Origin of the sequence: Sphingobacterium sp. UBA5996 (assembly GCF_002429765.1) — a bacterium.
Taxonomy (GTDB): domain Bacteria; phylum Bacteroidota; class Bacteroidia; order Sphingobacteriales; family Sphingobacteriaceae; genus Sphingobacterium.
The window spans coordinates 360,703-383,070 of record NZ_DJAS01000003.1 but is presented as its reverse complement, the minus strand read 5'-3'; the positions used below and the strand labels follow the sequence as shown (position 1 = coordinate 383,070).

The 22,368-nt window shown below is 40.1% G+C and carries 20 protein-coding genes; 9 read left to right on the top strand and 11 right to left on the bottom strand.

The features are described from left to right. Nucleotides 1–52 precede the first annotated feature (52 nt). A complete protein-coding gene (locus tag B3E00_RS02655) occupies nt 53–871 on the bottom strand; it encodes an Rpn family recombination-promoting nuclease/putative transposase (protein ID WP_293883866.1) in 819 nt (272 codons plus the stop codon). 212 nt (nt 872–1,083) lie between these two features. Next, the gene (locus B3E00_RS02650) at nt 1,084–1,545 is read right to left on the bottom strand and encodes a hypothetical protein (protein WP_293883739.1); all 462 of its coding nucleotides are present in this window, start codon (nt 1,543–1,545) and stop codon (nt 1,084–1,086) included. A 531-nt stretch (nt 1,546–2,076) separates the two neighbouring features. Between B3E00_RS02650 and B3E00_RS02645 the strand changes: the two genes are divergently transcribed. Further along, nucleotides 2,077–2,493 (top strand): helix-turn-helix domain-containing protein, encoded by a 417-nt coding sequence (locus tag B3E00_RS02645; RefSeq protein WP_293883737.1) that lies wholly within the window; start codon nt 2,077–2,079, stop codon nt 2,491–2,493. Between the two features lie 208 nt (nt 2,494–2,701). Here the strand turns inward: B3E00_RS02645 and B3E00_RS02640 are convergent, their stop codons facing one another. Continuing rightward, on the bottom strand, nt 2,702–4,366 hold the full coding sequence (locus tag B3E00_RS02640; RefSeq protein WP_293883735.1) for an SWIM zinc finger family protein: 1,665 nt from the start codon (nt 4,364–4,366) through the stop codon (nt 2,702–2,704). A 136-nt stretch (nt 4,367–4,502) separates the two neighbouring features. After that, nucleotides 4,503–5,168: a tRNA (5-methylaminomethyl-2-thiouridine)(34)-methyltransferase MnmD gene (gene mnmD / locus B3E00_RS02635; protein WP_293883864.1), complete on the bottom strand. Its 666-nt coding sequence runs from the start codon at nt 5,166–5,168 to the stop codon at nt 4,503–4,505. Between the two features lie 278 nt (nt 5,169–5,446). On the opposite strand from mnmD, the gene B3E00_RS02630 reads away from it, so the two are divergent. Then, nucleotides 5,447–6,697, top strand: coding sequence for a dicarboxylate/amino acid:cation symporter (locus tag B3E00_RS02630; RefSeq protein ID WP_293883733.1), 1,251 nt, complete (start codon nt 5,447–5,449; stop codon nt 6,695–6,697). Between the two features lie 77 nt (nt 6,698–6,774). Here the strand turns inward: B3E00_RS02630 and B3E00_RS02625 are convergent, their stop codons facing one another. Next, complete coding sequence (locus B3E00_RS02625; RefSeq protein ID WP_293883731.1) at nt 6,775–7,734, bottom strand: lipid A deacylase LpxR family protein; 960 nt, start codon at nt 7,732–7,734, stop codon at nt 6,775–6,777. A gap of 339 nt (nt 7,735–8,073) precedes the next feature. Here B3E00_RS02625 and B3E00_RS02620 point away from each other — a divergent pair, with 339 nt between their 5' ends. From B3E00_RS02620 to B3E00_RS02605, 4 genes are all read left to right on the top strand, one after another. Beyond that, nucleotides 8,074–8,481 carry a cytochrome c maturation protein CcmE gene (locus B3E00_RS02620; RefSeq protein ID WP_209580469.1) on the top strand — a complete coding sequence of 136 codons (408 nt, stop codon included), beginning with the start codon at nt 8,074–8,076 and terminating at the stop codon, nt 8,479–8,481. Nucleotides 8,482–8,500: 19 nt separating this feature from the next. Then, nucleotides 8,501–10,960, top strand: a complete 2,460-nt coding sequence (locus tag B3E00_RS02615) for a heme lyase CcmF/NrfE family subunit (RefSeq protein ID WP_293883729.1) — start codon at nt 8,501–8,503, stop codon at nt 10,958–10,960. Continuing rightward, on the top strand, nt 10,960–11,721 hold the full coding sequence (locus tag B3E00_RS02610; RefSeq protein ID WP_293936733.1) for a Rossmann-like and DUF2520 domain-containing protein: 762 nt from the start codon (nt 10,960–10,962) through the stop codon (nt 11,719–11,721). The genes B3E00_RS02615 and B3E00_RS02610 overlap by 1 nt, the downstream gene beginning before the upstream one ends. Before the next feature lie 216 nt (nt 11,722–11,937). Continuing rightward, nucleotides 11,938–13,464: an FMN-binding glutamate synthase family protein gene (locus B3E00_RS02605; protein ID WP_293936731.1), complete on the top strand. Its 1,527-nt coding sequence runs from the start codon at nt 11,938–11,940 to the stop codon at nt 13,462–13,464. A gap of 94 nt (nt 13,465–13,558) precedes the next feature. Here B3E00_RS02605 and B3E00_RS02600 read toward each other — a convergent pair whose 3' ends face one another. The 3 genes from B3E00_RS02600 to B3E00_RS02590 all read right to left on the bottom strand — a co-directional run bounded on the left by B3E00_RS02600 (nt 13,559) and on the right by B3E00_RS02590 (nt 16,096). Continuing rightward, on the bottom strand, nt 13,559–14,002 hold the full coding sequence (locus tag B3E00_RS02600; RefSeq protein ID WP_293936729.1) for a MarR family winged helix-turn-helix transcriptional regulator: 444 nt from the start codon (nt 14,000–14,002) through the stop codon (nt 13,559–13,561). 264 nt (nt 14,003–14,266) lie between these two features. Then, nucleotides 14,267–15,043 (bottom strand): amidohydrolase, encoded by a 777-nt coding sequence (locus B3E00_RS02595; RefSeq protein ID WP_293883721.1) that lies wholly within the window; start codon nt 15,041–15,043, stop codon nt 14,267–14,269. 84 nt (nt 15,044–15,127) lie between these two features. After that, a complete protein-coding gene (locus B3E00_RS02590) occupies nt 15,128–16,096 on the bottom strand; it encodes a polyprenyl synthetase family protein (RefSeq protein WP_293883719.1) in 969 nt (322 codons plus the stop codon). Between the two features lie 111 nt (nt 16,097–16,207). On the opposite strand from B3E00_RS02590, the gene B3E00_RS02585 reads away from it, so the two are divergent. After that, the gene (locus tag B3E00_RS02585; RefSeq protein ID WP_293883717.1) at nt 16,208–17,377 is read left to right on the top strand and encodes a glycosyltransferase family 4 protein; all 1,170 of its coding nucleotides are present in this window, start codon (nt 16,208–16,210) and stop codon (nt 17,375–17,377) included. After that, nucleotides 17,374–17,703 carry a metal-sulfur cluster assembly factor gene (locus B3E00_RS02580; protein WP_209580447.1) on the top strand — a complete coding sequence of 110 codons (330 nt, stop codon included), beginning with the start codon at nt 17,374–17,376 and terminating at the stop codon, nt 17,701–17,703. The genes B3E00_RS02585 and B3E00_RS02580 overlap by 4 nt, the downstream gene beginning before the upstream one ends. A gap of 2 nt (nt 17,704–17,705) precedes the next feature. On the opposite strand, the gene B3E00_RS02575 is transcribed toward B3E00_RS02580, so the two are convergent. The 3 genes from B3E00_RS02575 to B3E00_RS02565 form a co-directional block, all read right to left on the bottom strand. Continuing rightward, entirely contained in the window at nt 17,706–18,947 is a 1,242-nt protein-coding gene (locus B3E00_RS02575) for a cation:proton antiporter (protein ID WP_293883714.1), read from the bottom strand. A 3-nt stretch (nt 18,948–18,950) separates the two neighbouring features. Continuing rightward, nucleotides 18,951–19,430 (bottom strand): cation:proton antiporter regulatory subunit, encoded by a 480-nt coding sequence (locus tag B3E00_RS02570; protein WP_046672804.1) that lies wholly within the window; start codon nt 19,428–19,430, stop codon nt 18,951–18,953. A 305-nt stretch (nt 19,431–19,735) separates the two neighbouring features. After that, nucleotides 19,736–20,524: an MBL fold metallo-hydrolase gene (locus B3E00_RS02565; RefSeq protein ID WP_293883705.1), complete on the bottom strand. Its 789-nt coding sequence runs from the start codon at nt 20,522–20,524 to the stop codon at nt 19,736–19,738. A gap of 114 nt (nt 20,525–20,638) precedes the next feature. Between B3E00_RS02565 and recJ the strand changes: the two genes are divergently transcribed. After that, nucleotides 20,639–22,339 carry a single-stranded-DNA-specific exonuclease RecJ gene (recJ, locus tag B3E00_RS02560; RefSeq protein WP_293883703.1) on the top strand — a complete coding sequence of 567 codons (1,701 nt, stop codon included), beginning with the start codon at nt 20,639–20,641 and terminating at the stop codon, nt 22,337–22,339. Nucleotides 22,340–22,368: the final 29 nt, after the last annotated feature.

Here is a 22,368-nt window from a genome sequence, read left to right as displayed (position 1 = left end):
TTAATTGTTTATTATTGATATCACCAAAGAGGCGATTCGATTAAACACGCTATTACAATTTCTCAATCTCCTCAATTGACAATCCTATAATATCAGCTATGACCTTGGAATCAAAACCGCTCTTCAACATCTTTAAGGCTGAGATTCGCTTCTCAGCTTCAGCCTTCGCTCGTTCCTCTTGCCGACCTTTTTCTATTCCCTTTTCCATGCCTTTTTTAATGCCTTTTTCCATGCCTATACGTTCCGCTGTAAGGCGAATGCTTTCCGCATCTCTTTTATCCTTAAGGCTCAATTCATATGCTTTCATATCTTCTGAATTTAGATTTGACACCTCTCCTATGTCAAAGATAAGACCAAAGACACGCTTATCCAAAAATTTCGGTATTTCATTGAGTTTAGACATATCTTTGAAAAGATAAAGCCACATGTCCATAAAACTTTTTATCTCAACCTCCTCTTTGCGAAAATTAGGCAAACAAAGAAGTTTAAAGCCTAACTTATCGTAAAACTGTTCACCTTTCTCACGATCACAAAGTACCACATCATAATAGTATCGATCATTATCAATGTTATCCAATGCAAAATTAAGAATACCAATGAAATAAACTTCTGGTAACTCATAGGTATTTCCGCTATGTCCGCGTGGAACTAATGTATGTATAAGACGCGAGCTGTAATAAACCATACGATCACGGAAAAAATCTTGGGGAAGTTGTTGCATTTCGATAATGAAATGACTATTGTCATCACTGGTACAATAGAGGTCAAAAATGACTTTACGATTGTGTTCCTGTTCACCACTACGCTCTGTGGGACGATATTCCAGATCGCGAATAACTTTTTCCCCAGCAAATAGGCCGTTAAAGGAAATGGATCAGATTTTCTTTACCACTTCTTGGGCCAAAGTACAGTTTCATGCCAAAATCGGTACACATATCCACATATTTGCCCAATGAAAGGCGACTATGCAGGCTTCTAGCAACTTCAATAGATGCTCATAAGTTTTTAGCGGAGTATCATCTACGGTCCATTCATATAAACTTTCATTTCTCGCTATACATTCTTTGTAATCATCAAAAAGATTCAGCCAAGACGATAAATCCATTTGCAAAAAAAAATTCTGAAAGGCACCGTGAAGTTTTGCACCTCTTCTCGGTTTAACTGGGTAAAGTTATAATCGAAATGTGCCAAATGATGATTGAGCTTTTCGTCATCCTGATGCCGATATTTTTTCAAACAGCGATAAGGGTTTTTTAGCCATTTAATATCTATCCATTCTTCTTCATAGTTCAACCGCTTTTTATGGTGTAAAAAATAGTGACATCCCTTAACGAGCAGAATAAGTTTATCTAAAGTCGTCGTTAATTGACGCTGCTCTTCATCCGTTTTTTGAGATCTGGATGTTAGTTCTTGGAATAAATTCCATAGTCTTTCGCGAAACGACTCAAAGCTTTCAAACTCAAAAGCCTCTACTATTCCGCCCTCTAAGAAGAACCACTGGGGCTCTAATTCACATTCCGGATTTTTGAGATATAAATTGTCCATAATATTACATTTTATTTTCTACCTTATCAGCGATATTGATTTGTTTTAGTGTTTCCGCTTAGCCTTTAGTTAACCAAACATTTGATTGATCTGCTTTTTGGAATACATAGGCAGTCCATATTCGCAAGCAAGAAAAAATTTATTAGCAGCCTCCGTTGTTTAGCAGTAGCTGAGTTATGATGGGAATAGCTTAACATCCACATAAAGTCGTTTAACAGTTTTTCTACTTTAACATGGAGTATCGCACATAACATTCTGAGATTACTTGGAATATCCAATTTGAGGTCTCTAACCTTTGAACCATACATTTCGTCGATTTCGGCATACTTATGATACATGTCTACCGTTACCTTTCTTCTTCATATCAAGTCTATTTTGATTTGCACAAATAAACACATCTCTATCTACGTACCGAACCAAAACCACTTGTAAAATACCTAGCATAGTTTGTATCACACTAGGATTTCTTGTTTTGTACCATCTAAAGATATTTCGTATCTTAAACACTTAATATTTGCTAACTTTGGATTTATGAGTACAACCAGCACCACAAACCATATAGGAAGAAAAATCTGTCGTATCCGCGAACTTAGGGGAATGAAACAAGAAGCTTTAGCATTCGAATTAGGTGTAAGTCAACAAGCTGTATCCAATATGGAACGTAGTCCTGAGATAGAAGTAAGTGTATTGGCTCAGGTAGCGGCAGCATTAGGCGTTACGCCAGAAGCCATTGAGAATTTTGATGAAGAAGCAGTGTTTAATATTATAAATAACACTTTTACAAGCCACGACACATCTACACTAAATGCAATAAATATACATCCGAACTTTAATCCGCTTGATAAACTCATCGAAGCATATGAAGAAAATAAAAGGCTCTACGAACGCCTTTTAGAAGCCGAAAAAGCTAAGGTGGAGTATTTAGAAAGGCTGCTAAAGAATCAATAATCCATTATCTAAAGCGATTTGATATGGAATGTTATCAGACGGAATTAATGATATAAATCCACGAAGTTTATGAAAAGCGGAGAATAAGCAGTTTATTCTCCGCTTTTTTGCGATAAATAACCCACATATTTACCGCATATACTTTAGAGATCGATGAAAATTAATTGCTAAACAATTTCAGCCTGATTAAAAAGTTTAGAAATAAATATTATTTCAGACTCTCCAATCTACTATAGACCATTGCCTTAAAAGTTCGTTGATGGCTCGACCACGCGTCTGGCTTGAACAATATCTTAATGACATCGCTTTCATAATTATCGGTTATCTTGAGAATCAGTTGTTCAAGTGCGGATGGATCCGTACGATAATCAATCTGTACATTAGCTGCGATAGCACGCAAGAATCTTAGCTTATCGTGGGCATAAAGATATTTCCAAAATTTCAGCAGTACAGAAGGACGAACACGATAATCTATCACCTCAAGCATTTTTTTATAATTCTTTTCATATTCCAATATCCTGAAATACAGCTCATCATACCCTGCATATTCCATATTATTGCGAAGCATACTCAATGTCCTCGTCCTAAATTTCTTATTGAGCTCTTCATCGTTGGAATGATCCATGATAAAAACGTAATCAACAATATTCGGAGCACTTGAAAATTTTTCCATTTTAATAGAGGCAAGCTTGCTAAAATCTCCACTATTCGCGTATATGTCCTCTAAAATCTCCAAAAAAGGATCATTATAAGTTGAATTTACATTGCCAGCGATCACCCTGTTGCAATAATCAATCGCTTTGTTGGGATCATGACCTCTTATTGCTTCTATTAATTTCAAATTATACTTAGCTTCCCATTGGCGGGGTACAAAATAATCAGCACTGTCGTCAAACATATTATTCTCAAGCAATACATCTAAAAAGAAGCTATCAACCGCTACGGACATGTGATAGCGCCCTTCTAACAGGGAGATGATCAGATCTTTTATTTTGTCGGCCAGTAAACGTTTCCGTTCTATGGAAGAACTTTCATAGATCTGTATAAACAACTCCAACATACCCCCCTGTGCGTTTTCCGCCGCCCACATTTTATCCCAATACGCATTGGTCAATGCGACCCACTGTATGTCAGAATCAACATGAGCAATGATTCCAGCGATTTTCAAATTTCCGGTTTCAATAAACTTTCTAAAACGCGTACCGGTATAGAAAACGCTATATTCAAGATCTAAAACAGTATTGTAGACTGCCGACAACAGATGGATGATCTTTTCATTTCCTATATTCAAGGCTAAATACTCCCAAAAAGGCTCAAGTGCCTTTTCCCATAATTGTACTATTTTTTTAACTTCTGACGCTTCTATCTTCTTCCGCTTGCCTACTACTGAAACAACAGTATCTTTTAAAATCTTAGCGACATCTGTCTCTTTATATTCCTGCTTATTTTTCCCGAATTTCATCAGAAACTGTAATTCAATATCTTTATTGGATTTGAAAAGCTCCAACAGCCAGGAGGCTAACACTTCCTGTTCTAACATGAGTAGTAGTTGTTCACTTTCCTTCACCTTCTTTCCCTTGGCTGGCTTACTGCTTTTTTTCGTAGCTGAAGGGCTCTCCTTTTCTGACGAGAGCATCAGAAGTATGGCGATCTGATGTATACAATAACTATCCCTACGCCCACAGTCGCAAGAATGACCGACAACAACTTCTTTATCCAACTGGACATTAATATCATAAGATTCCTCCCCCTCATCTACATAAGCCACAAAATTTCCTTTTACCTCAACTTCTTCCAATTCACGAACGATGAGTTTTTTAGCTTGTGTAAGCTTAGTTTCACTCTGTTTAGCTAAGATCTGTGCTATTCTCATTTTGATTTTTATTTCTACCCAACTAGTTATTGCTATCACCTGTCACCGACATACCATCGCTCATTCCAACCGTCTTAGTGCGCGCATACTAATTTATATTCTCTTTCTCCCATAGACATATAGGACAGTAAGCTTCTTAAAGTTTTGTCGCCCGTAACATTTCCCTTTTTCCAGGTGCGCCGGGAGCCTTCTCAATAGAAAAGCCCAAAGATTTCATACTACGTTTAAGATTACCCGTAATCGCATAAGTCACAAAGACTCCCCCCGGTTTAACAAATTGCGCGACATGTGCTAATGCCGCATCGTTCCACATTTCGGGCTGATGTATGGCAGCAAAAGCATCAAAATACACGACGTCAAATTGTTTTTCTGTTTGAAAATCCATCAATAAAGTATGAGCAATAGTGAGTCGTAAACGTTCATGAACTTGCACCTCCTGCTGCAATGCTACTTCATAGCAATTCAGGTAAGCTGACCACACAGTTGGATTCACGGTCTCGTTATATCCTGTCTCGGCAATGGTCGTAAGTGGCAAAGGGAAACCTTCAATTCCTACATAGTCTATCTGAAATGGCCTGTCCCGAATGAAATCGGCTGTCTGAAGAAAGTTAAGTCCGGTACCAAATCCTACTTCCAGGATAGCAACATCCGAAGCCCCTGTCTTTTGCACATAGTGATCCAAACCTGTTTTGATAAAAACATGCTTACTTTCCTGTACGGCCCCATGCGTTGAATGATAACATTCGCCGATCTCGGCATTGTACAATGTCTTCGAGCCATCTCCGGTCGTTACAAAATTCATTTTTCTCATACTCATTATTAAAAATCTAATAACCTTATCTCCCTCCCCCAACAAGACATCAATAAGGTCTTCATGAATCTTCGGACACACTCGACACAAAACGCCTCCATATTCCACCTTTCTCCCTGCAACCGCGACGGTATGCTATCAGAAGATTCGTTCAAAGATAAAAAGCCAGTTCGAATAAACTCCAATTAATCTTTATCAAAGCGTAAAATGAAAATAATGGATAAAAAGATTATTTTAGCGCCGTAAACACGAAACAATCACTGAACCTAATGGCATACTCGGCAAAAACTTTTATACAGAACTACGGCAGCATCTTACTGCTGCTTCTTGGCATCAGTATCGGAAGTTTAATTGGCATCTTTTTCCCACATTTTGTGGATAACCTTAAGCCAATTGGGGATATCTTTCTAAACCTGCTCTTCGTCAGTGTTATACCCTTGGTCTTTTTCGCAATAGCTTCATCTGTCGCCAATATTGAAGGTGACAGTGTGTTGGGCAGAATTATTGGCATGATGTCATTCGTATTTGTTCTCGGTATTGTCGTTGCAGGAGTATCGACCATATTCTTCCTCTACCTATTTCCCGTAGACGCTCCGCTCGCCATCGAACAGGCAAACAATATCATGGATACAGCCATTCATGATTCCTGGGGTGAAAAAATGGTTCGATTCCTGACTGTTAGTGAATTTTCCAGTCTCTTATCCCGGCAGAATATGCTTGCCTTTGTGATATTCTCATTTTTAGTAGGCATCGCCACACGCAGATCTGGCGCTTCCGCTGATATATTCCGAAAATTCATCAACTCCGGAAATGCCGTCATGGGCAATTTACTGGTCATGGTCATGAAACTGGCTCCGATAGGTCTCGGCGCTTACTTTGCCTATCAAGTCGGTACCCTTGGCCCACAGCTGTTTGGCTTCTATGCCAAACCCATTGGCCTCTATTATATCTTTGGGGTACTCTACTTCTTCATAGTATTTAGTGTTTTTGCCTTTCTTGCATCTGGGCTCAAAGGTGTCAAACGCTATTGGAAAAACAATATTTTACCTTCGCTGACTGCCCTCAGCAGCTGCAGCAGTCTTGCGACCATGCCGGCCAACTTACTGGCAGCAAAACAAATTGGCATACCCGATACGGTAGCCAGCGTCGTCATCCCTTTGGGCACGACCTTACATAAACATGGTTCCGCCATCGCCTGTATCTTTAAAATTTACATTGCGCTGCTGTTGAGTGGACAAGAGTTCTTTGAACCAAGCAATATGATCATGGCGGTGGGGATCACTTTGTTGGTCAGCATCGTTGCCGGCGGTATTCCAAACGGGGGATATATCGGTGAGATGCTCATCATATCGGTTTATCAAATGCCGACTGAGGTCATTCCTTCAATTATGATCATTGCGACATTGGTAGATCCGTTGGCGACGATGCTCAACGCGACCGGCGATACGGTCGCGGCAATGCTTACTACTCGGCTAATCGGACAAAAATTGGCAGATCCTGTAGTAGCAAATCAGGTTTAAAACCTGAAAATACAAGTTATTCAGCCCAAGGTCAGTCCATGGGTTAATATCAGTGGAAATGGTCTTTGCCAAATGCACTAAAAGCGGTAGGCAAAGAATAACTGTCCGTATTGATGTCGATGGAATACAGACTTAAGCTCCTTGGAATTGAAAATATAATTAATGCCGTAATTAACCTTATGGTCAGACCAGTTGAATCCGACGCGATGACTGAGCATCCAAGGTTCAATCTGATATAATCCACCAATCGGATCATCTTTCCCCATTCCCCCTTGTATAGTGGAATTATAAAAAACCCGCGTCAAACTAGGCTGATAGACAAAATACCATTCCTTTTCGTTGTTACTTCTGGCCTGCGTCAGATGTCCACGGGTAAAGGTCGAAGCATGGTACGATTTGAGTTTACCTGCACGTATCGGAATTCCTGCCTCGATATTGGTGTTGTTCATGCCCAGCACACCTCTTCCCATCACGCCAAGATCGAAGGACTGCGAATCATTCCGGTAAATTCCTTTAAGATATTTAGCCTGCATATCCACACCAAATGCATTGCGCAACTCCGTTTCCCAACCTGTGGCCTCATACAGTCCAAAAAGATGATGAATAAACTTCTGTGCTTCTTCACCATACGATCTGGAGCCGATTTGCCCAAATTCCACCTTTACTTCTATAACTTGATCCGCCTTTAGAAACCGCGTTGCACCTGCGCTTAAATAAAGGTAACCTGCAAAAGGCCGGTCATATGTCCTATTTTGCCGACGATAGTCCAGCATGCTAACACCGTTATAGATTCGTTGTCCAAGTTCAAAGTCCAATACAGTATTGGAGATCTCCGCGTTGCTCCCATTCCGTATTGCCACGCGATAATTGACATTGATACCATTCGTATAATACCTATCCTGCCCCACCAAGAGGTAAACATCATTATCGTTTTGAATGGAAAGTTCCTGATTACGGAATTTCACCTGCCCAAACACAAGAAAACACGAAGATAAAAGGGGCAACAGGAGCCCTAAGGATCGCAAACCAACACTCATATTAACAGGCAATTGTAAAATTCACGCGAAATCATTGGAACCAAAAAAGCAAATCATACATCAAATTATTGAAAAGCATTGGTATACGTCATATTTTTCAAACTAATTTAAACTATTTAGAATAGATATAAATAATATGGAAAAGTTGCATTATTCCTTTCTTAGCGAATCTATTTGTAATTTTGCATTCGATTAGGTGTCAAATGTAAGAAATTCGGGATTTTTATAAGAAGTAATCTAAATATTTTACCCAGTTAACATCGTCACCAAGAACAACGAAACCGAGTGAAACGATTTATGTTTTCGATGGAATCAAACACTTATAAATAAGTAAATACAATGAAAAAAAGTTCAATTATTCTAATCGCTATCATCGCTGTCGCCATTGCCATGATACTTGTTATCTACACCGATTCAAGTACGTATTCGACATTTACCGAAGCTAAGGAAAAGAAAACCGAACTGTACGTGGTAGGTCAATTAAATAAGGAAAAAGCGCTTCATTATGACCCTAAGACCGACGCCAACAGATTCTCGTTTTTCATGTACGACAATGATGGTACAGAGTGTGAAGTGATTTTTAAGGGTGCCAAACCTCAGGATATTGAACGTTCAGAGCAAATTGTATTGACCGGTAAAATGGATGGAAATGTGTTTAGGGCAAGTAAGATCTTAATGAAATGTCCGTCAAAATATAACGATAAATCGGTCGTTACCGAGATCAATGCGACTGCTTTCAATAATTAATTCGTAAAATCAATTTTCAATGGACGTTAATTACGTTGGTGAGCACCTGCTACCCGGGCAGATCGGACAGTTCTTTATTGTTCTTTCTTTTGGTGCCGCACTTTTATCTTGTATCGCTTATTTTTTCGCGACTAAAACTCCTGAAGAAACTTCATGGAAAAAAATTGCTCGCATCGCATTCTGGGTTAATGCTGTCTCAGTCGTAGCTGTCGGCGCAACTTTATTTTATATTATTTACAATCACTATTTTGAATATAATTACGCTTTTGCACACTCTTCGAGAGACTTACCGACTTATTATATCATTTCCAGTTTCTGGGAAGGGCAGGAAGGAAGCTTTTGGCTATGGACATTCTGGCAAACCGTATTAGGCGCAGTATTACTATTTAAAGCCAAAAGCTGGGAAACGTCCGTCATGACCTTCGTGATGTTGTGTCAGGCATTTTTAGCCTCGATGATTATAGGGATTGAGTTACTGGGTTTACGCATCGGAAGCTCTCCATTTATCCTCCTGCGCGATGCAATGGATTTCCCTATCCTAAAGGAAGCAAACTATTTGTCCCTACTTAAAGACGGTAATGGTCTAAACCCTTTGTTGCAGAACTACTGGATGGTAATTCACCCGCCTACACTGTTCCTTGGCTTTGCTTCTATGATTGTTCCTTTTGCTTATGCAACGGGCGCCCTTTGGACCAAACGTTACAAGGAATGGATCAATGCTGCACTTCCCTGGGCACTATTTGCTGTGATGATTTTAGGAGCTGGTATTATCATGGGTTCATTCTGGGCTTACGAAGCACTTAACTTCGGCGGCTTCTGGGCTTGGGATCCCGTAGAAAATGCATCCATTATTCCATGGTTTACGTTGATTGCAGCGGTACACGTCATGGTCGCTTACAAAAATTCTGGCCATTCTTACTTCACCGCTACTTTTTTAGCGATGATCAGCTTTGTACTGGTGATTTATGCCTCTTACCTCACGCGAAGTGGTGTTCTCGGAGAAACTTCAGTACACTCTTTTACCGATTTGGGAATGAGTGGACAACTGATTTTGTTCAATGTCGTATTTTTAGTTATCATGGTGGTATTTCTGACAGTTAAAAAGAAAGAAATGCCGATAACAGAAAAGGATGAGGATATCTATTCAAGAGAATTCTGGATGTTTATCGGCGCTTTGGTATTAACTGTTGCTTGTGCACAGATCATCGCTTCAACATCAATTCCGGTATTTAACAAGATCTTTGGAACCAAAGTAGCCCCGCCTTTAGATCCGATACAACATTATAACAAATGGCAATCAGGCTTTGCTGTTATCGTTATGATCCTAACCGGATTTACGCAATTTTTAAAATATAAACGTACCGACAGCCGCAAGTTTTTGGCGTCTACTGTGGCATCATTGGTCGTGTCTCTTATATTAACCGCTGGTGTAGTTTATTTGACGAAGACCTATACCAACCTGATCTATATTTTAATCACCTTCGCAAGTATTTTCTGTATTTTGGCTAATATCCGCGTATTGGGAGATGCTGTCAAAGGTAAATGGAAGCTTGCGGGCTCTTCCGTAGCGCATATTGGTTTCGGACTTTTGCTGATCGGTGCCATGATCGCTGCAGCAACCAACGAGGTCATTTCTGTTAACAATACAGGATACATCGCTGTATCAGGGTTTGACAAAGTTGAGAAACCCGGCGAAAATTTATTCTTGACCGAGGGTGAACCGGTACAGATGGGCGAATACAAAATCACCTATATCGGCGACAGCATCGTTGCTCCAAATACGTTTTATAAAATAAAATATGAACGAATCGACGAAGAAACGGGAAAAGTAAAGGAGCAATTCGTTCTGCAACCTTTTGCTCAAAACAATGCAAAAATGGGTGGTTTGATTGGCACGCCAGCGACCAAACATTATATTACACATGATGTTTATACACTGATTACTGCTGCGGCAGCTGAAAGTCAGGCTACACATGCGAAAGTTTCGGCAGAAGAGAAAACTGGTTTCGAAGACTACGAGGAGCCAGCGACATATCAGGTAAATATCGGCGATACGCTACGCTATCGTAATGGCTATTATGTCATTGAAGGCCTAAATAAAGAAGCTCACCTAGAGAAAATTCCAAAGGGTCCCAATGATGTCATGGTTGGATTGAAAATAAAAGTATTTTCCGCCGATAACAAACAATATGAGGTACAACCTATCTACCTTATTAAAGATGGCGGGGTTTATGACTTCAATAAAGATGTCAATGAACAAGGACTTAAATTCAGATTTACGGGTATTAAGCCCGACAAAGATAAACTGGAAATTATGGTTTATCAAAAACCCCTTCCAGAAAAAAAATGGGTCGTATTTAAAGCCATTAAATTCCCTTACATAAACTTTTTCTGGTGTGGCACAATTGTCATGACAATTGGCTTTATCATGTCCATTGTGAGAAGAAATAAAGAGGAAAAACGAAAAGCATTGAAATAATGAACATTGTGATCTTAGGAAGCGGAAATGCAGCCACACACTTCGCACGACAGTTTCAAAAAATAGGACAGCATATCGTTGAGATCTATAGTAAAACAAAGGCCAATGCAGACGCATTGGCCTTTGATCTTCATTGCGCGGCAATTGACCAGCTGTCTGAACTTGACTTAAATGCCGACCTTTACCTCATTGCAGTCGCGGATCAAGCTATCATACCGATAGTAGAAACGCTCCCTGAAAACTTAAAAGGAATTGTTATCCACTGTTCAGGCGCAACAGATCTGGCCGTACTCAGTAGATTTAAGAACGCCGGTGTCATCTATCCACCACAGTCTTTATCTAAAGATAAAGCAGTCGATTTCTCCACCGTTCCGCTTTGTGTTGAGGGTAATACGGATGAAAATAGCGCAATGCTGCTCCAGCTCGCACGCAAATTAAGCCCGCAAAGCATATACTGTACCTCACACCAGCGTTTAGCGATTCATCTTGCTTCGGTCATGGTCAATAATTTTTCGAACATCCTCTATCAGATGGCGTATGAGCTCCTCAACGAAAACAACTTATCCTTTGATCTGATCAAGCCAATCATCCGGGAGACGGCAGAAAAAGCTCAAAATCATATTCCGATAACAGTTCAGACAGGACCAGCCATCCGGCAAGACAGCACAACAATGCAAAAACATTTGCAATTTATTAGCAATAAACCAGATTTACAGCAAATCTATCAACTTTTATCGCAGGAGATTACTAAAAGAAAATAGTTTGTTAGAAACGGTTATAAACTTATCAAAACTTACTCCAAACGGGTAAATATATCTATTTACTTAGGGAACTTTAGTACATTTGCTTCGTCCAAAAGCGCGTTTTGGAATGCTAATTGAGTACTATAATAATCAGTTGGGCTAAAATTAAAAATAGCGAATCAAAAATAAATAATCGTATTTTCTATGGAAGTTAGAAAACTCATTCTTTCAATAATGATAGTGATTAATTTGATCATCTTATCATTTGGATTTATATTTACATCAAGCTGGTTTTGGCTGCTCATCATACCATTTCCGCTGCTATTGATAGCACTATATCATAGTTTCCAAACCAAACATGCCATCTTGCGCAATTATCCTTTGGTTGGATATTTCCGTTATGTTTTTGAATCAATTCGTCCTGAATTGAGACAGTATTTTTGGGAATCAGACATGGATGGACGTCCTTTTAACAGAAGACAGCGTTCGATCGTATACCAGCGTGCAAAAAACCAACGCGAAACTGTCGCATTTGGTATGCAAACTGATCCGCAGGCTGTCGGGAACGAATGGGCAGCGCACTCTGTTTTCCCTTGTCATATCGAGAACCACGACCTCCGCACTACGGTTGGAAACTCGGCTTGTAAAAAGCCTTATAGTTTAAGTGTGTTCAACATTTCAGCAATGAGTTACGGCGCTTTAAGCAAAACCGCGATAACGGCCTTAAATAAAGGTGCTGCACTTCAAAATTTTGCTCACAACACCGGTGAAGGGGGGATCAGTGACTATCATAACAATGGCGGTGATTTAATTTGGCAGGTCGGTACAGGTTATTTTGGGTGCCGTAATAAAGAAGGAAAATTTGATGCCGAACTTTTCAAGGAGAAATCAAACCGTGAAAACGTGAAGATGATTGAGTTGAAACTCTCACAAGGTGCTAAACCAGGTCATGGAGGTATCCTTCCAGCTGCAAAAAATACACCTGAGGTTGCTGCCATTCGTCACGTTATTCCGGGAACAGACGTTATGTCACCTCCAGCCCATAGTGCATTCTCTTCGCCAACAGAAATGATGCACTTCATACAGCATATGCGTGAATTGTCTGGTGGAAAACCCATCGGTTTTAAGATCTGTATCGGAGATAAACATGAGTTTATGGATATCTGTCATGCGATGCAAAATACACAGATTTTTCCAGATTTTATCTCTGTAGATGGATCGGAAGGTGGTACCGGAGCAGCGCCACTTGAGTTTACGGACAATTTAGGTATGCCGCTCTATGACGCACTGGCGTTTGTCACAAAAACCTTAATTTCCTTCGGTCTAAAAAAACATATCAAAGTGATCGTATCCAGCCGTATCGTCACTGGATTCGACATTCTAAAAGTTATCGCCCTAGGAGCAGATGCATGTTATAGCGCGCGCGGTATGATGTTCGCTTTGGGTTGCATCCAGGCACTGAAATGTAATGAAGACGTTTGCCCAGTTGGCGTGGCGACACAACAACCACATCTCTACAAAGGACTAGACGTGAACGATAAATATGTGCGTGTCGCTCAGTTCCATCGTAACACCTTACGTGCTACTGTCGAAATTATGGAAGCTTGCGGATTCAAAACACTGTCTGATGTATCGGCAGATAAATTTTATCGTAAAGTAGATGCGATACGGACACTAAGCTTTCAGGAAATTTATTTCGGAAATGAAGGTAAATTGGTCAACAGCCGCACAGATTTCGAAAGTAAGCTGTTCGAAGATTAAGCGATATTGTTTAAATAAAACAGAAAGTCCCCTATGTAAAATCAGCATAGGGGACTTTTTTATGGCTTGCTTATTCAGGAGCCGAACATAAAAACTATTCTAGATTAAAGAGTACACGATGTAAAATCGTATTTGAGACAGCAATCTGATCATCGTTCAGCCCTTCCAAGGCCTGTTCAATTGTATTTCTAGCTTGCTTCATGCCCTCATCCTTCATCTTTCTTCCCGTTTTTGTCAAATAGATCAGATTAGAACGTCTATCGTTTTTATCATTCACGCGAATAACCAAATTGACCCGTTCCAAATTATTTATTAGCCGAGTCACGCTCGGCTTGTCTCGAAATGTACGAATAGCTAACTCTTGCTGGGTAAGCCCCTCCTCTACCCAAAGGTTATACATGATACTCCATTGTTCAGAAGTAATGCTTAAACCGGCCTCCCGGAGATTACGCTGTAACCTTCGCATAACTGCAATGGAATATTTACCCGTTAGGAAATTATAAAAATACTCTTGTGATACTAAATCTTGGTGCAACATATAATAATGGTTATGGTTGTTTACGCAACTTATTATAGCAATAAAATGCTGTCTTTCATATGGTGTAAAAAAAAGCTAAACGTATTGTGGCTAATAGTTAGCCTAAATTACGCTTTAGTATAGCTTCTTCAAACAAAATTTATCAACATGTCATCAGTAGATGTTGATAAATCATCAAAATTTGATTTATGCCAGATTGAATTTAGCAAATAAAAAGTATACGACCAAAATTATTGCTTGCAATTATACCTAATTAAAAGGGAGTTAGCTGATAGTAAACGAATCAGAGTCTTTCAAGAAAGGGAATTTCTCACGAGCTTCCAGTAAATCATTGGGATTTAAGGTAAATGTATATAAGTCTTCATCTTCCGGTTTGTAATACACTACATCCCCTAAAGGAGATATACACATCGAACCGCCAGAATAATAAACATCATTACCGTCATGCCCAACGCGGTTTACACCAACAACATAGGCTTGATTTTCTATCGCACGTGCTGGAATAAGGGCTCTCCAATGCGCAGATCGCTTGTCAGGCCAGCTGGCCGTATATACTAAAATATCATATGCACCATTTTGATTTTTAGACCAAACAGGGAATCTAAGATCATAACAGATCATTGGACAAATTTTCCAGCCTTTGATATCTACTAAAATGCGTTCATTGCCCGGTTCGAAGTATTCATTTTCTTTCGATAATCCAAAGAGATGGCGTTTGTCATATTTTACATATTTGCCATCCGGAAACATCCACACAAAACGATTATAATATTTCCCACCATCTTCAATGATTAAAGAACCTGCGACAACACAATTAAGCGAACTAGCCATCTCAAATAGCCATCTTGTGGTAGGTCCGTTTGCGGGTTCGGCACATTTCTTAACATTATTGGTGAAGCCTGTATTAAACATCTCAGGAAGAATAATAACATCCGTTTTTTCGCGCAATGCAGAAAGCCTCAACGCGAGATTATTTAGATTCTTCTCTATATTTTCCCAGAATAGGTATGCTTGAAATACGGTGATCTTTAAAGGCTCCATGAACGTAATCTAAAAATTTACTTAATTATTTTATAATAAAATAACCATTTAACGGCAAGATACAAATTTTAAAAGAATTAATACTTATTGCTGCCGCACCAAAAGGTTATTTGCTAAAACTAATAACGGTTCCTTGCGATGATTTGGTACATTTAAAGCTTCCATTTTTTCAAAAGCCCGCTGTGTATAGCTATCCTTAAGTTTATCAGCAGCTGCTTTAATTTCATATTTCCCATACAACGCAAGCATATCCTTTATTTTTGATGGAGTATCCTCAGCAGGAGCTTCCAACAAATTCTTCAAAATGGGTTTATCTTCTTGCGAAATCACGGCCATCAGCTTCACCAATAAAAACGTCTTTTTATTGATCAGAATATCACCACCAACGATCTTTCCAAAGGTTTCCGGATCGCCGTAAGCATCCAAAATATCATCTTGTAACTGGAATGCTAAACCCACATTCTCACCAAAATCGTAAATCAGTTGCTGTTGCTGTTCATCTGCTCCTGACAGAATAGCACCTAATTGCAATGCTCCACCCAATAACACGGAAGTTTTCAGGCGGATCATCTCCAAATATTCAGCCATCGATAGCGAACTCCGACTTTCATAATCCATATCCAATTGTTGGCCCTCACATACTTCCATGGCAACTTTACTTAAAATTTTCAACGTTGCAGGTAGATAAACGGGATTACATTTTGAGATTTCCTCATAGGCTTTAACCAACAATCCATCTCCAGATAATATGGCAATATTCGCATCCCATTTCTCGTGAACTGTCGTTTTACCTCTTCTTAAGGGAGCCTTATCCATTAGGTCATCGTGGATTAGCGAAAAGTTGTGAAAAAACTCCACTGCTTTGGCGGCAGGTATAATATCGGCCATGTCCCGCATACCGAATAATTCGGCCGCCATCAAGGTCAGTACAGGTCGAACCCGCTTTCCGCCCAAAGTCAAAATATACCGTATTGGATCATATAAATTGGATGGTGTCTCAGGAAATTTACTTGTCTCTATCGCCTCCATCACGAGTTGTTGTAAATGTTGCATATATCTTTACGATCGAATCTTGCGAATATAGCAATAATCGGATAGAAATGGCAATTTTGTCCCTTTAAAGGAAGTCGCCCCAAAATTGTACATTTGTACAAGTATTTTATTATGCGCATACTGATTATCCATACATTTTACCAAGATCCTGGTGGTGAAGACACTGTGTTTCAGCAGGAAGCTTCCCTCCTTGCTCAGGATCATGAAGTCCTCACGGTCACTTTCCAGAATAAAAAGGGATGGAGGGGAGCCCTACAGACAGTAGGATCCTTTTGGAATATTTTCGCTGCGCAACGTGTCAAGGAAAAAATAAATACCTTTAAACCAGATATCGTTCACATACATAATACACATTATGCAGCTGGTCCAGTTATCGTGCGTACCATCGCCAAACTCGGAATCCCACAGGTCATGACGCTCCATAACTTCCGGCTGTTATGCCCATCGGCCACGCTGTATCACCACAATCACCTTTTTTTGGACTCAATCCATGAGAACTTCCCTTGGACTGCTGTGCGACAAAAAGCATTCAATAACTCTACGGTAAAAACATTTATCCTAGCTTTGAATTATTGGGTTCACCGTAAAATTGGGACTTGGAAAAAAGTAAATCGCTACATCAATTTAAGCTCCTTTGCAAAAGAAATATTTGTTAAATCTACGCTGAACCTTTCACCTCACTTATTCGTTGTTAAACCAAACTTTGTCTTCCCTACTACAATAGTGCCCAACGTTACCCCTCCCTACTTCATCTACGTCGGTCGTCTTTCAGAAGAAAAGGGCATATTAAATCTGATAGATGCTTTTATCGGGACAGATTTTAAACTACAGATCATTGGCGGGGGACCGCTCGAAGCGGTAGTAAACCGACGCATCAAGGGTCAACCTAATATTTCCTACCTTGGCTTTAAAAAGAGGGATGAAATCTTGCCCTTGGTAGCAAATGCACAAGCATTGCTCGTTCCTTCCATTTGTTTCGAGGGCATGCCAATTACAATTCTTGAAGCTTACTCTGTAGGCACAGCCGTACTCTGCTCCAATATTGGGCCGCTTCCCGAATTGATTGCTCCCGGCAAAACAGGGCTGACCTTCGATCCTCACAATAAAAATGACATCATCCGCTCTTTGACCGCATGGAGTACAAAAATGAAAGATGAAAAAGATGAGATAAGAAAGACCTGCAGTACTTACTATTTTAGTAATTTTACACCTGAAATAAATAAAAGAAAATTATTGGCGATCTATCAGGACGCTATTCACGATAAAAAACGGAATAAATGAGTATCATCGTATTAGATAAACTAGGTTTAGCGCCGCAGATACAGACTGTACTGGAATCGATTTATGATCCTGAACTCAAACCTGCAAATATTGTAGATTTGGGACTTGTATATGAAATCATTACGAAGGAAGAAGGTATTGCAAAGATTGTGATGACACTCACTGCTCCAGGCTGTCCGGTGGCAGGCGAAATCATGAATGAAGTTCAGGAAAAAGTTGCTGCCATCGAAGGCATCAAAGAAGCATTGGTAGAATTGACATTTGATCCCCCTTGGACCAAAGACATGATGTCGGAAGAAGCAAAACTAGAATTAGGATTTTTGTAACTCTAAAGCTTCTGATTATTTTCCAGATCGCTCAGCTTCTTTAAGGGCTTAGCACTATTGGGATCCGCTCCAAAAAGTGTTTTCCACAGCTTTCGCGACTCTTTAGTTAATAGGGGCGATACAATTGAAAGAATAAGGACATAAACAACCACGAAGGATTGGATCACTGGTAATAAAGCCCCCGCTTTACCAATATTTGCCATGATAATAGAAAACTCGCCCCGCGCAGATAAGGTAAAGCCGATATCAAAAGAAGTTTTAGGCTTCATGCCCGAAAATTTAGCCGCAAAATATCCCGAAGCAAGATTACCCATCATGGTTACCAACGCTGCGATCGAAGCCCAAAAAACGGCACCTCCTAACGACATAATATCAATGGATAATCCGAAACTAAAGAAAAACATGGCCCCAAAAAAATCTTTATAGGGCAGTACCATGGATTCAATTTTTTTAATGTATTGAGAATCTGCAAGCACCAATCCAGCCATCAATGCACCAATAGCCTCTGCAACGTGTATCGTTTCGGAAAATCCCGCTACAATAAAAAGCAGCGCAAAGATGATCAATATAAATAATTCAGAGGTTTTCTCCTTCAATAAACGATCAATTGCAGGCACCAGTTTTCTGCCTAAAATCAAAAATGCCAATATAAAACCCAAGGCCAGTAAAGAAGTTCCAGCCACCGTCCAAAAAGAGCTGCTCCCCGTAAGAATCAAACCTGAAAGAAAGGAGATATGCATCGCTATAAACAAATCATCGAACATAATCATGCCCATGATGACCTCTGTCTCGGGGTTGGCAGTACGTTTGAGATCAGTCAGAACTTTTGCAACAATAGCTGTCGAGGAACTCGTCATAATACCGCACAGCACCATCATTTCCTTAAATGGCATGTCCATCAACCAACCGATCAATAGTCCTGAAGTAAAGTTCAATAAAACATAAATGGTTCCCCCTGTCACAATGGCTTTACCAGACTTAATAAGCCGATTGACTGAAAACTCAAGACCAAGATAGAACAGTAGGAATAAAACCCCCAAACGGCCCATGAAATCGATAAAGGGCTTGCTTTCTGTAAATGTTAAATCCACCATGCCAACCTGTGGGGCGTGCTGTCCCAAAACCATTCCTATAATGATGAAAAAAGGAATAACAGAAAACTTAAGCTTATTGGCAATTAGGCCAACAATGGCAACAAGTCCTACAGCGATTCCAATTTCCAGAATTAAGGTATGTGATAGCATAAATTACAGTAAAATTTCCTTTAAAAGTTTAATATTATTCTTTTTCCCCGCGATAACCAGTGTCGTACCTGGGCTAATCAAATAAGATGGTCCTGGATTAATAACCGTATCATCATCCCGTATACCAGCAATAATTGATGCACCAGTGCGCTGACGAACTTCCAACTCCCCGATTGTCTTTCCTGCACCTTCATTTTTGCCCTCTACTTTATACCATTCAATGCGCAAATCGTCCAGAGCAACTTCAATCGTCTCCAAAGCCTTCGGCTTGTAAGATAATCCACCGATGATTCCCGCAATCTGACGGGACTCATCGTCATTAAGTGTCATCACGCAACGTGACTCATGCTCCTCGTCATCATAGCGATAAAGTTCCCGTCTGCCATCGTCATGGATAACAACAACCATGTTATCTCCCGCATCGGTTTCAATTTGAAATTTTTTACCAATTCCAATCAGATCGGACTCTCTTACAATAGACATAATCTTCTTTTTAAAATATATACCAATAATAAAAAAACCTTCATAATTTTTATAAACGAACTTTATGAAAGCAAACTGAAGATGCTTTCCAGCCAATAAAACAAAGACTTACAGAAAAAAACAGCATCCTTACTTAGCTACTAAAACACAAATCTACCCAAAAAATAAATCTTAAACGAATCGTTCAATATCTAACAGGATGTCTTCACAAGGCGCAAATTACCCTAAAGTAGCAAAAAAGAACACAGGAAACAAACATTCTTACCTATGGCACGGTATCCGTGAACCCAATAGATCCGCCTTTTTTATTCCCGCAAGGCAGCATCAATCAGCCTATAAGTACCATCTTCCCGGAGCTGACTGCGCCCGATCGTGATATTTTTTGAATGGTAAAATAAAAAGACCCAGCCTGCCGGGGCACCCTCTGCCCAGTACGCCTGACGTAACGCTTTAGAGCGCCGGCCGTCAAAATCATATTTTGCCACATAGTTGTGGAAAATCTCTTCGGGCTCAGGCAATACATCTCCGCCAAAGAAATAATGCTGGTCATCCGTTTGAATATGAAATGCCTGGTGATGTGCGGTATGTCCACCATTAAGCGCATAGCTGATTTCATCATTTATTTTCCCCTCACCTTCCACCAGTACCAAATTTCCGCTGCGTTGAATCACATCAAAAATCTCGGTCCGGTATGAAGTGGAAATTCCCGAGTAGGCATCTTCCCATTCACCTCGTTGCACAATGTATTCGGCCTCCGGAAATGCAGTCCGACCTGTTCCACTTTCAAATGTCACCATGCCACCGGCATGATCTTTATGCAAATGGGACATCAATACATATTTTACATCATCAGGCCGGTATCCTAATTTATGTAAGTTATCATACAGCTGTAACCGCCCATTTTTATCCGTATAACCAAGCCCAGTATCACAGAGTACGAGTCCGGCATTGGTTTGGATCAAGAAAGGATGAACATCAATAAACATAGCGCCCGGACGGTCCTGAGGGTCATCTAGTGACGGATCAAAGGGAACAAATTTTCTGCTTTTATCTACCGAAAAAGAACCTTCGTATAAAGAATAAGCCTGTACCATATTTAAAACATTGGGAATATGCACGTTAAGCAACAGCGAATCAATACCCGGTTTAGGAATTAGGTAAGTCCAGCCTTAAAACGTATATTTACACTTAAAATATTGTGCAAAGATATGCAAAAAAGATGGGTACTAAAATCTAAAACTGATGTCAAAATAACCAATAAACTGCGCGAGGAATTAAACATAAACCCTGTATTGGCAGAGTTGCTCGCGAGCAGAGGGATTGAGACTTTTGACGAATCTAAACAGTTTTTTAGACCTCAATTATCGGATTTGCACGATCCATTTTTGATGCGTGACATGGAAAAAGCCATTACACGTATTATTCAGGCTATTGGTAATAAAGAAAAAATTCTGATCTATGGTGACTATGACGTGGATGGTACAACCGCTGTAGCCGTTGTTTATAGTTTTTTCAGGGAATTCCATAGCCAGCTGGAGTTTTACATTCCAGACCGCTATGCCGAAGGCTATGGCATCTCGACGCAAGGAATCGACTACGCCGCAGCAAACGGTTTCAGCTTAATTATCGCATTAGACTGCGGTATCAAGGCAATCGATAAAATAGACTACGCAAACAGCAAGGGGATTGATTTCATTATCGGAGACCATCACCTTCCGGGGGAAGAGCTTCCTCAAGCTTATGCTGTATTAGATCCCAAGCGTGTAGACTGTGAATATCCCTATAAAGAACTTTCAGGTTGTGGAATCGGCTTTAAGATTATTCAGGCTTTTATATTGACAAACGGCATGGATATCAATGCCTGCTATCAGTTTTTGGATCTCGTCGCTGTAAGTATCGCTTCGGACATTGTTCCTATTACCGGTGAAAACAGGATACTCAGCCACTTTGGCCTCATTAAACTTAATACGAATCCCTGTGTTGGATTGAAGGCGCTGATTGACTTATCGAATAACCGAACGAAGATTTTTACCGTTAATGACATCGTGTTCCAGATTGGCCCCCGAATAAATGCCGCGGGCAGAATAGATCATGCCAAGGACGCCGTCAAACTTTTGATTTCCAAATCACTGCAAGAAGCAAAAGACTTCAGTTCGAGCATTGATGATCAAAACAATGTGCGGAAAGACTTCGATCTCAGAATCACAGAAGAAGCGTTGGCTCTCATTGAAGATAACGCTCTACTTAAAAGCCGCAAATCCACCGTACTGTATAAAGCCGACTGGCACAAAGGCGTCATTGGGATTGTCGCTTCCCGTCTGACCGAAAAATATTACCGACCGACAATTATATTGACCGAAACAAATGGTCATATCGCCGGTTCCTGCCGTTCGGTATTGGGTTTTGATTTATATGAAGCGTTAAGCGAATGCGCCGATCTATTGGAACAATTCGGCGGACATAAATATGCTGCCGGACTAACCATGTCCTTAGATAATGTCACCCTCTTCCAAGATCGTTTTGAAGAAGTGGTATCACGACGTATCAGTCCAGAAATGCTGACGCAAGAAATTTTGATCGATGCCAAGTTAGCACTGAAAGATATCGACGCTAAGTTTTTCCGTATTCTCCAGCAATTTGAACCATTCGGTCCCCAAAATGAATCCCCTATTTTCCTCAGTAAAAAGGTAAATGCAGTAGGACAAGCCTTTATAGTAGGTACCAATCATCTTAAGATGACCGTTGTGCAGGAAGACTCTCCGGCATTTGACTGCATTGGTTTTGGATTGGCAGAGCATATCACGCATATCAATTCTGGACAAAGTTTCGATATCTGCTACAGCATCGAAGAGAATGTGTGGCGCAACAAAAAGAACTTACAGCTAAACATCAAAGGGATTAAGTATTAGTATTGCAAGAGTAAGAAGATATTAAATAT

Bases quoted from the DNA above. Each gene is read 5' to 3' on its own strand.
- B3E00_RS02595 (WP_293883721.1), bottom strand. From the start codon at position 15,043: ATGGAGCCTTTAAAGATCACCGTATTTCAAGCATACCTATTCTGGGAA.
- B3E00_RS02605 (WP_293936731.1), top strand. From the start codon at position 11,938: ATGATAGTGATTAATTTGATCATCTTATCATTTGGATTTATATTTACA.
- recJ (WP_293883703.1), top strand. From the start codon at position 20,639: ATGCAAAAAAGATGGGTACTAAAATCTAAAACTGATGTCAAAATAACC.
- B3E00_RS02610 (WP_293936733.1), top strand. From the start codon at position 10,960: ATGAACATTGTGATCTTAGGAAGCGGAAATGCAGCCACACACTTCGCA.
- B3E00_RS02620 (WP_209580469.1), top strand. From the start codon at position 8,074: ATGAAAAAAAGTTCAATTATTCTAATCGCTATCATCGCTGTCGCCATT.
- B3E00_RS02600 (WP_293936729.1), bottom strand. From the start codon at position 14,002: ATGTTGCACCAAGATTTAGTATCACAAGAGTATTTTTATAATTTCCTA.
- B3E00_RS02580 (WP_209580447.1), top strand. From the start codon at position 17,374: ATGAGTATCATCGTATTAGATAAACTAGGTTTAGCGCCGCAGATACAG.
- B3E00_RS02640 (WP_293883735.1), bottom strand. From the start codon at position 4,366: ATGAGAATAGCACAGATCTTAGCTAAACAGAGTGAAACTAAGCTTACA.
- B3E00_RS02625 (WP_293883731.1), bottom strand. From the start codon at position 7,734: ATGAGTGTTGGTTTGCGATCCTTAGGGCTCCTGTTGCCCCTTTTATCT.
- B3E00_RS02630 (WP_293883733.1), top strand. From the start codon at position 5,447: ATGGCATACTCGGCAAAAACTTTTATACAGAACTACGGCAGCATCTTA.
- B3E00_RS02645 (WP_293883737.1), top strand. From the start codon at position 2,077: ATGAGTACAACCAGCACCACAAACCATATAGGAAGAAAAATCTGTCGT.
- B3E00_RS02615 (WP_293883729.1), top strand. From the start codon at position 8,501: ATGGACGTTAATTACGTTGGTGAGCACCTGCTACCCGGGCAGATCGGA.
- B3E00_RS02585 (WP_293883717.1), top strand. From the start codon at position 16,208: ATGCGCATACTGATTATCCATACATTTTACCAAGATCCTGGTGGTGAA.
- mnmD (WP_293883864.1), bottom strand. From the start codon at position 5,168: ATGAATTTTGTAACGACCGGAGATGGCTCGAAGACATTGTACAATGCC.
- B3E00_RS02650 (WP_293883739.1), bottom strand. From the start codon at position 1,545: ATGGACAATTTATATCTCAAAAATCCGGAATGTGAATTAGAGCCCCAG.
- B3E00_RS02565 (WP_293883705.1), bottom strand. From the start codon at position 20,524: ATGGTACAGGCTTATTCTTTATACGAAGGTTCTTTTTCGGTAGATAAA.
- B3E00_RS02570 (WP_046672804.1), bottom strand. From the start codon at position 19,430: ATGTCTATTGTAAGAGAGTCCGATCTGATTGGAATTGGTAAAAAATTT.
- B3E00_RS02590 (WP_293883719.1), bottom strand. From the start codon at position 16,096: ATGCAACATTTACAACAACTCGTGATGGAGGCGATAGAGACAAGTAAA.
- B3E00_RS02575 (WP_293883714.1), bottom strand. From the start codon at position 18,947: ATGCTATCACATACCTTAATTCTGGAAATTGGAATCGCTGTAGGACTT.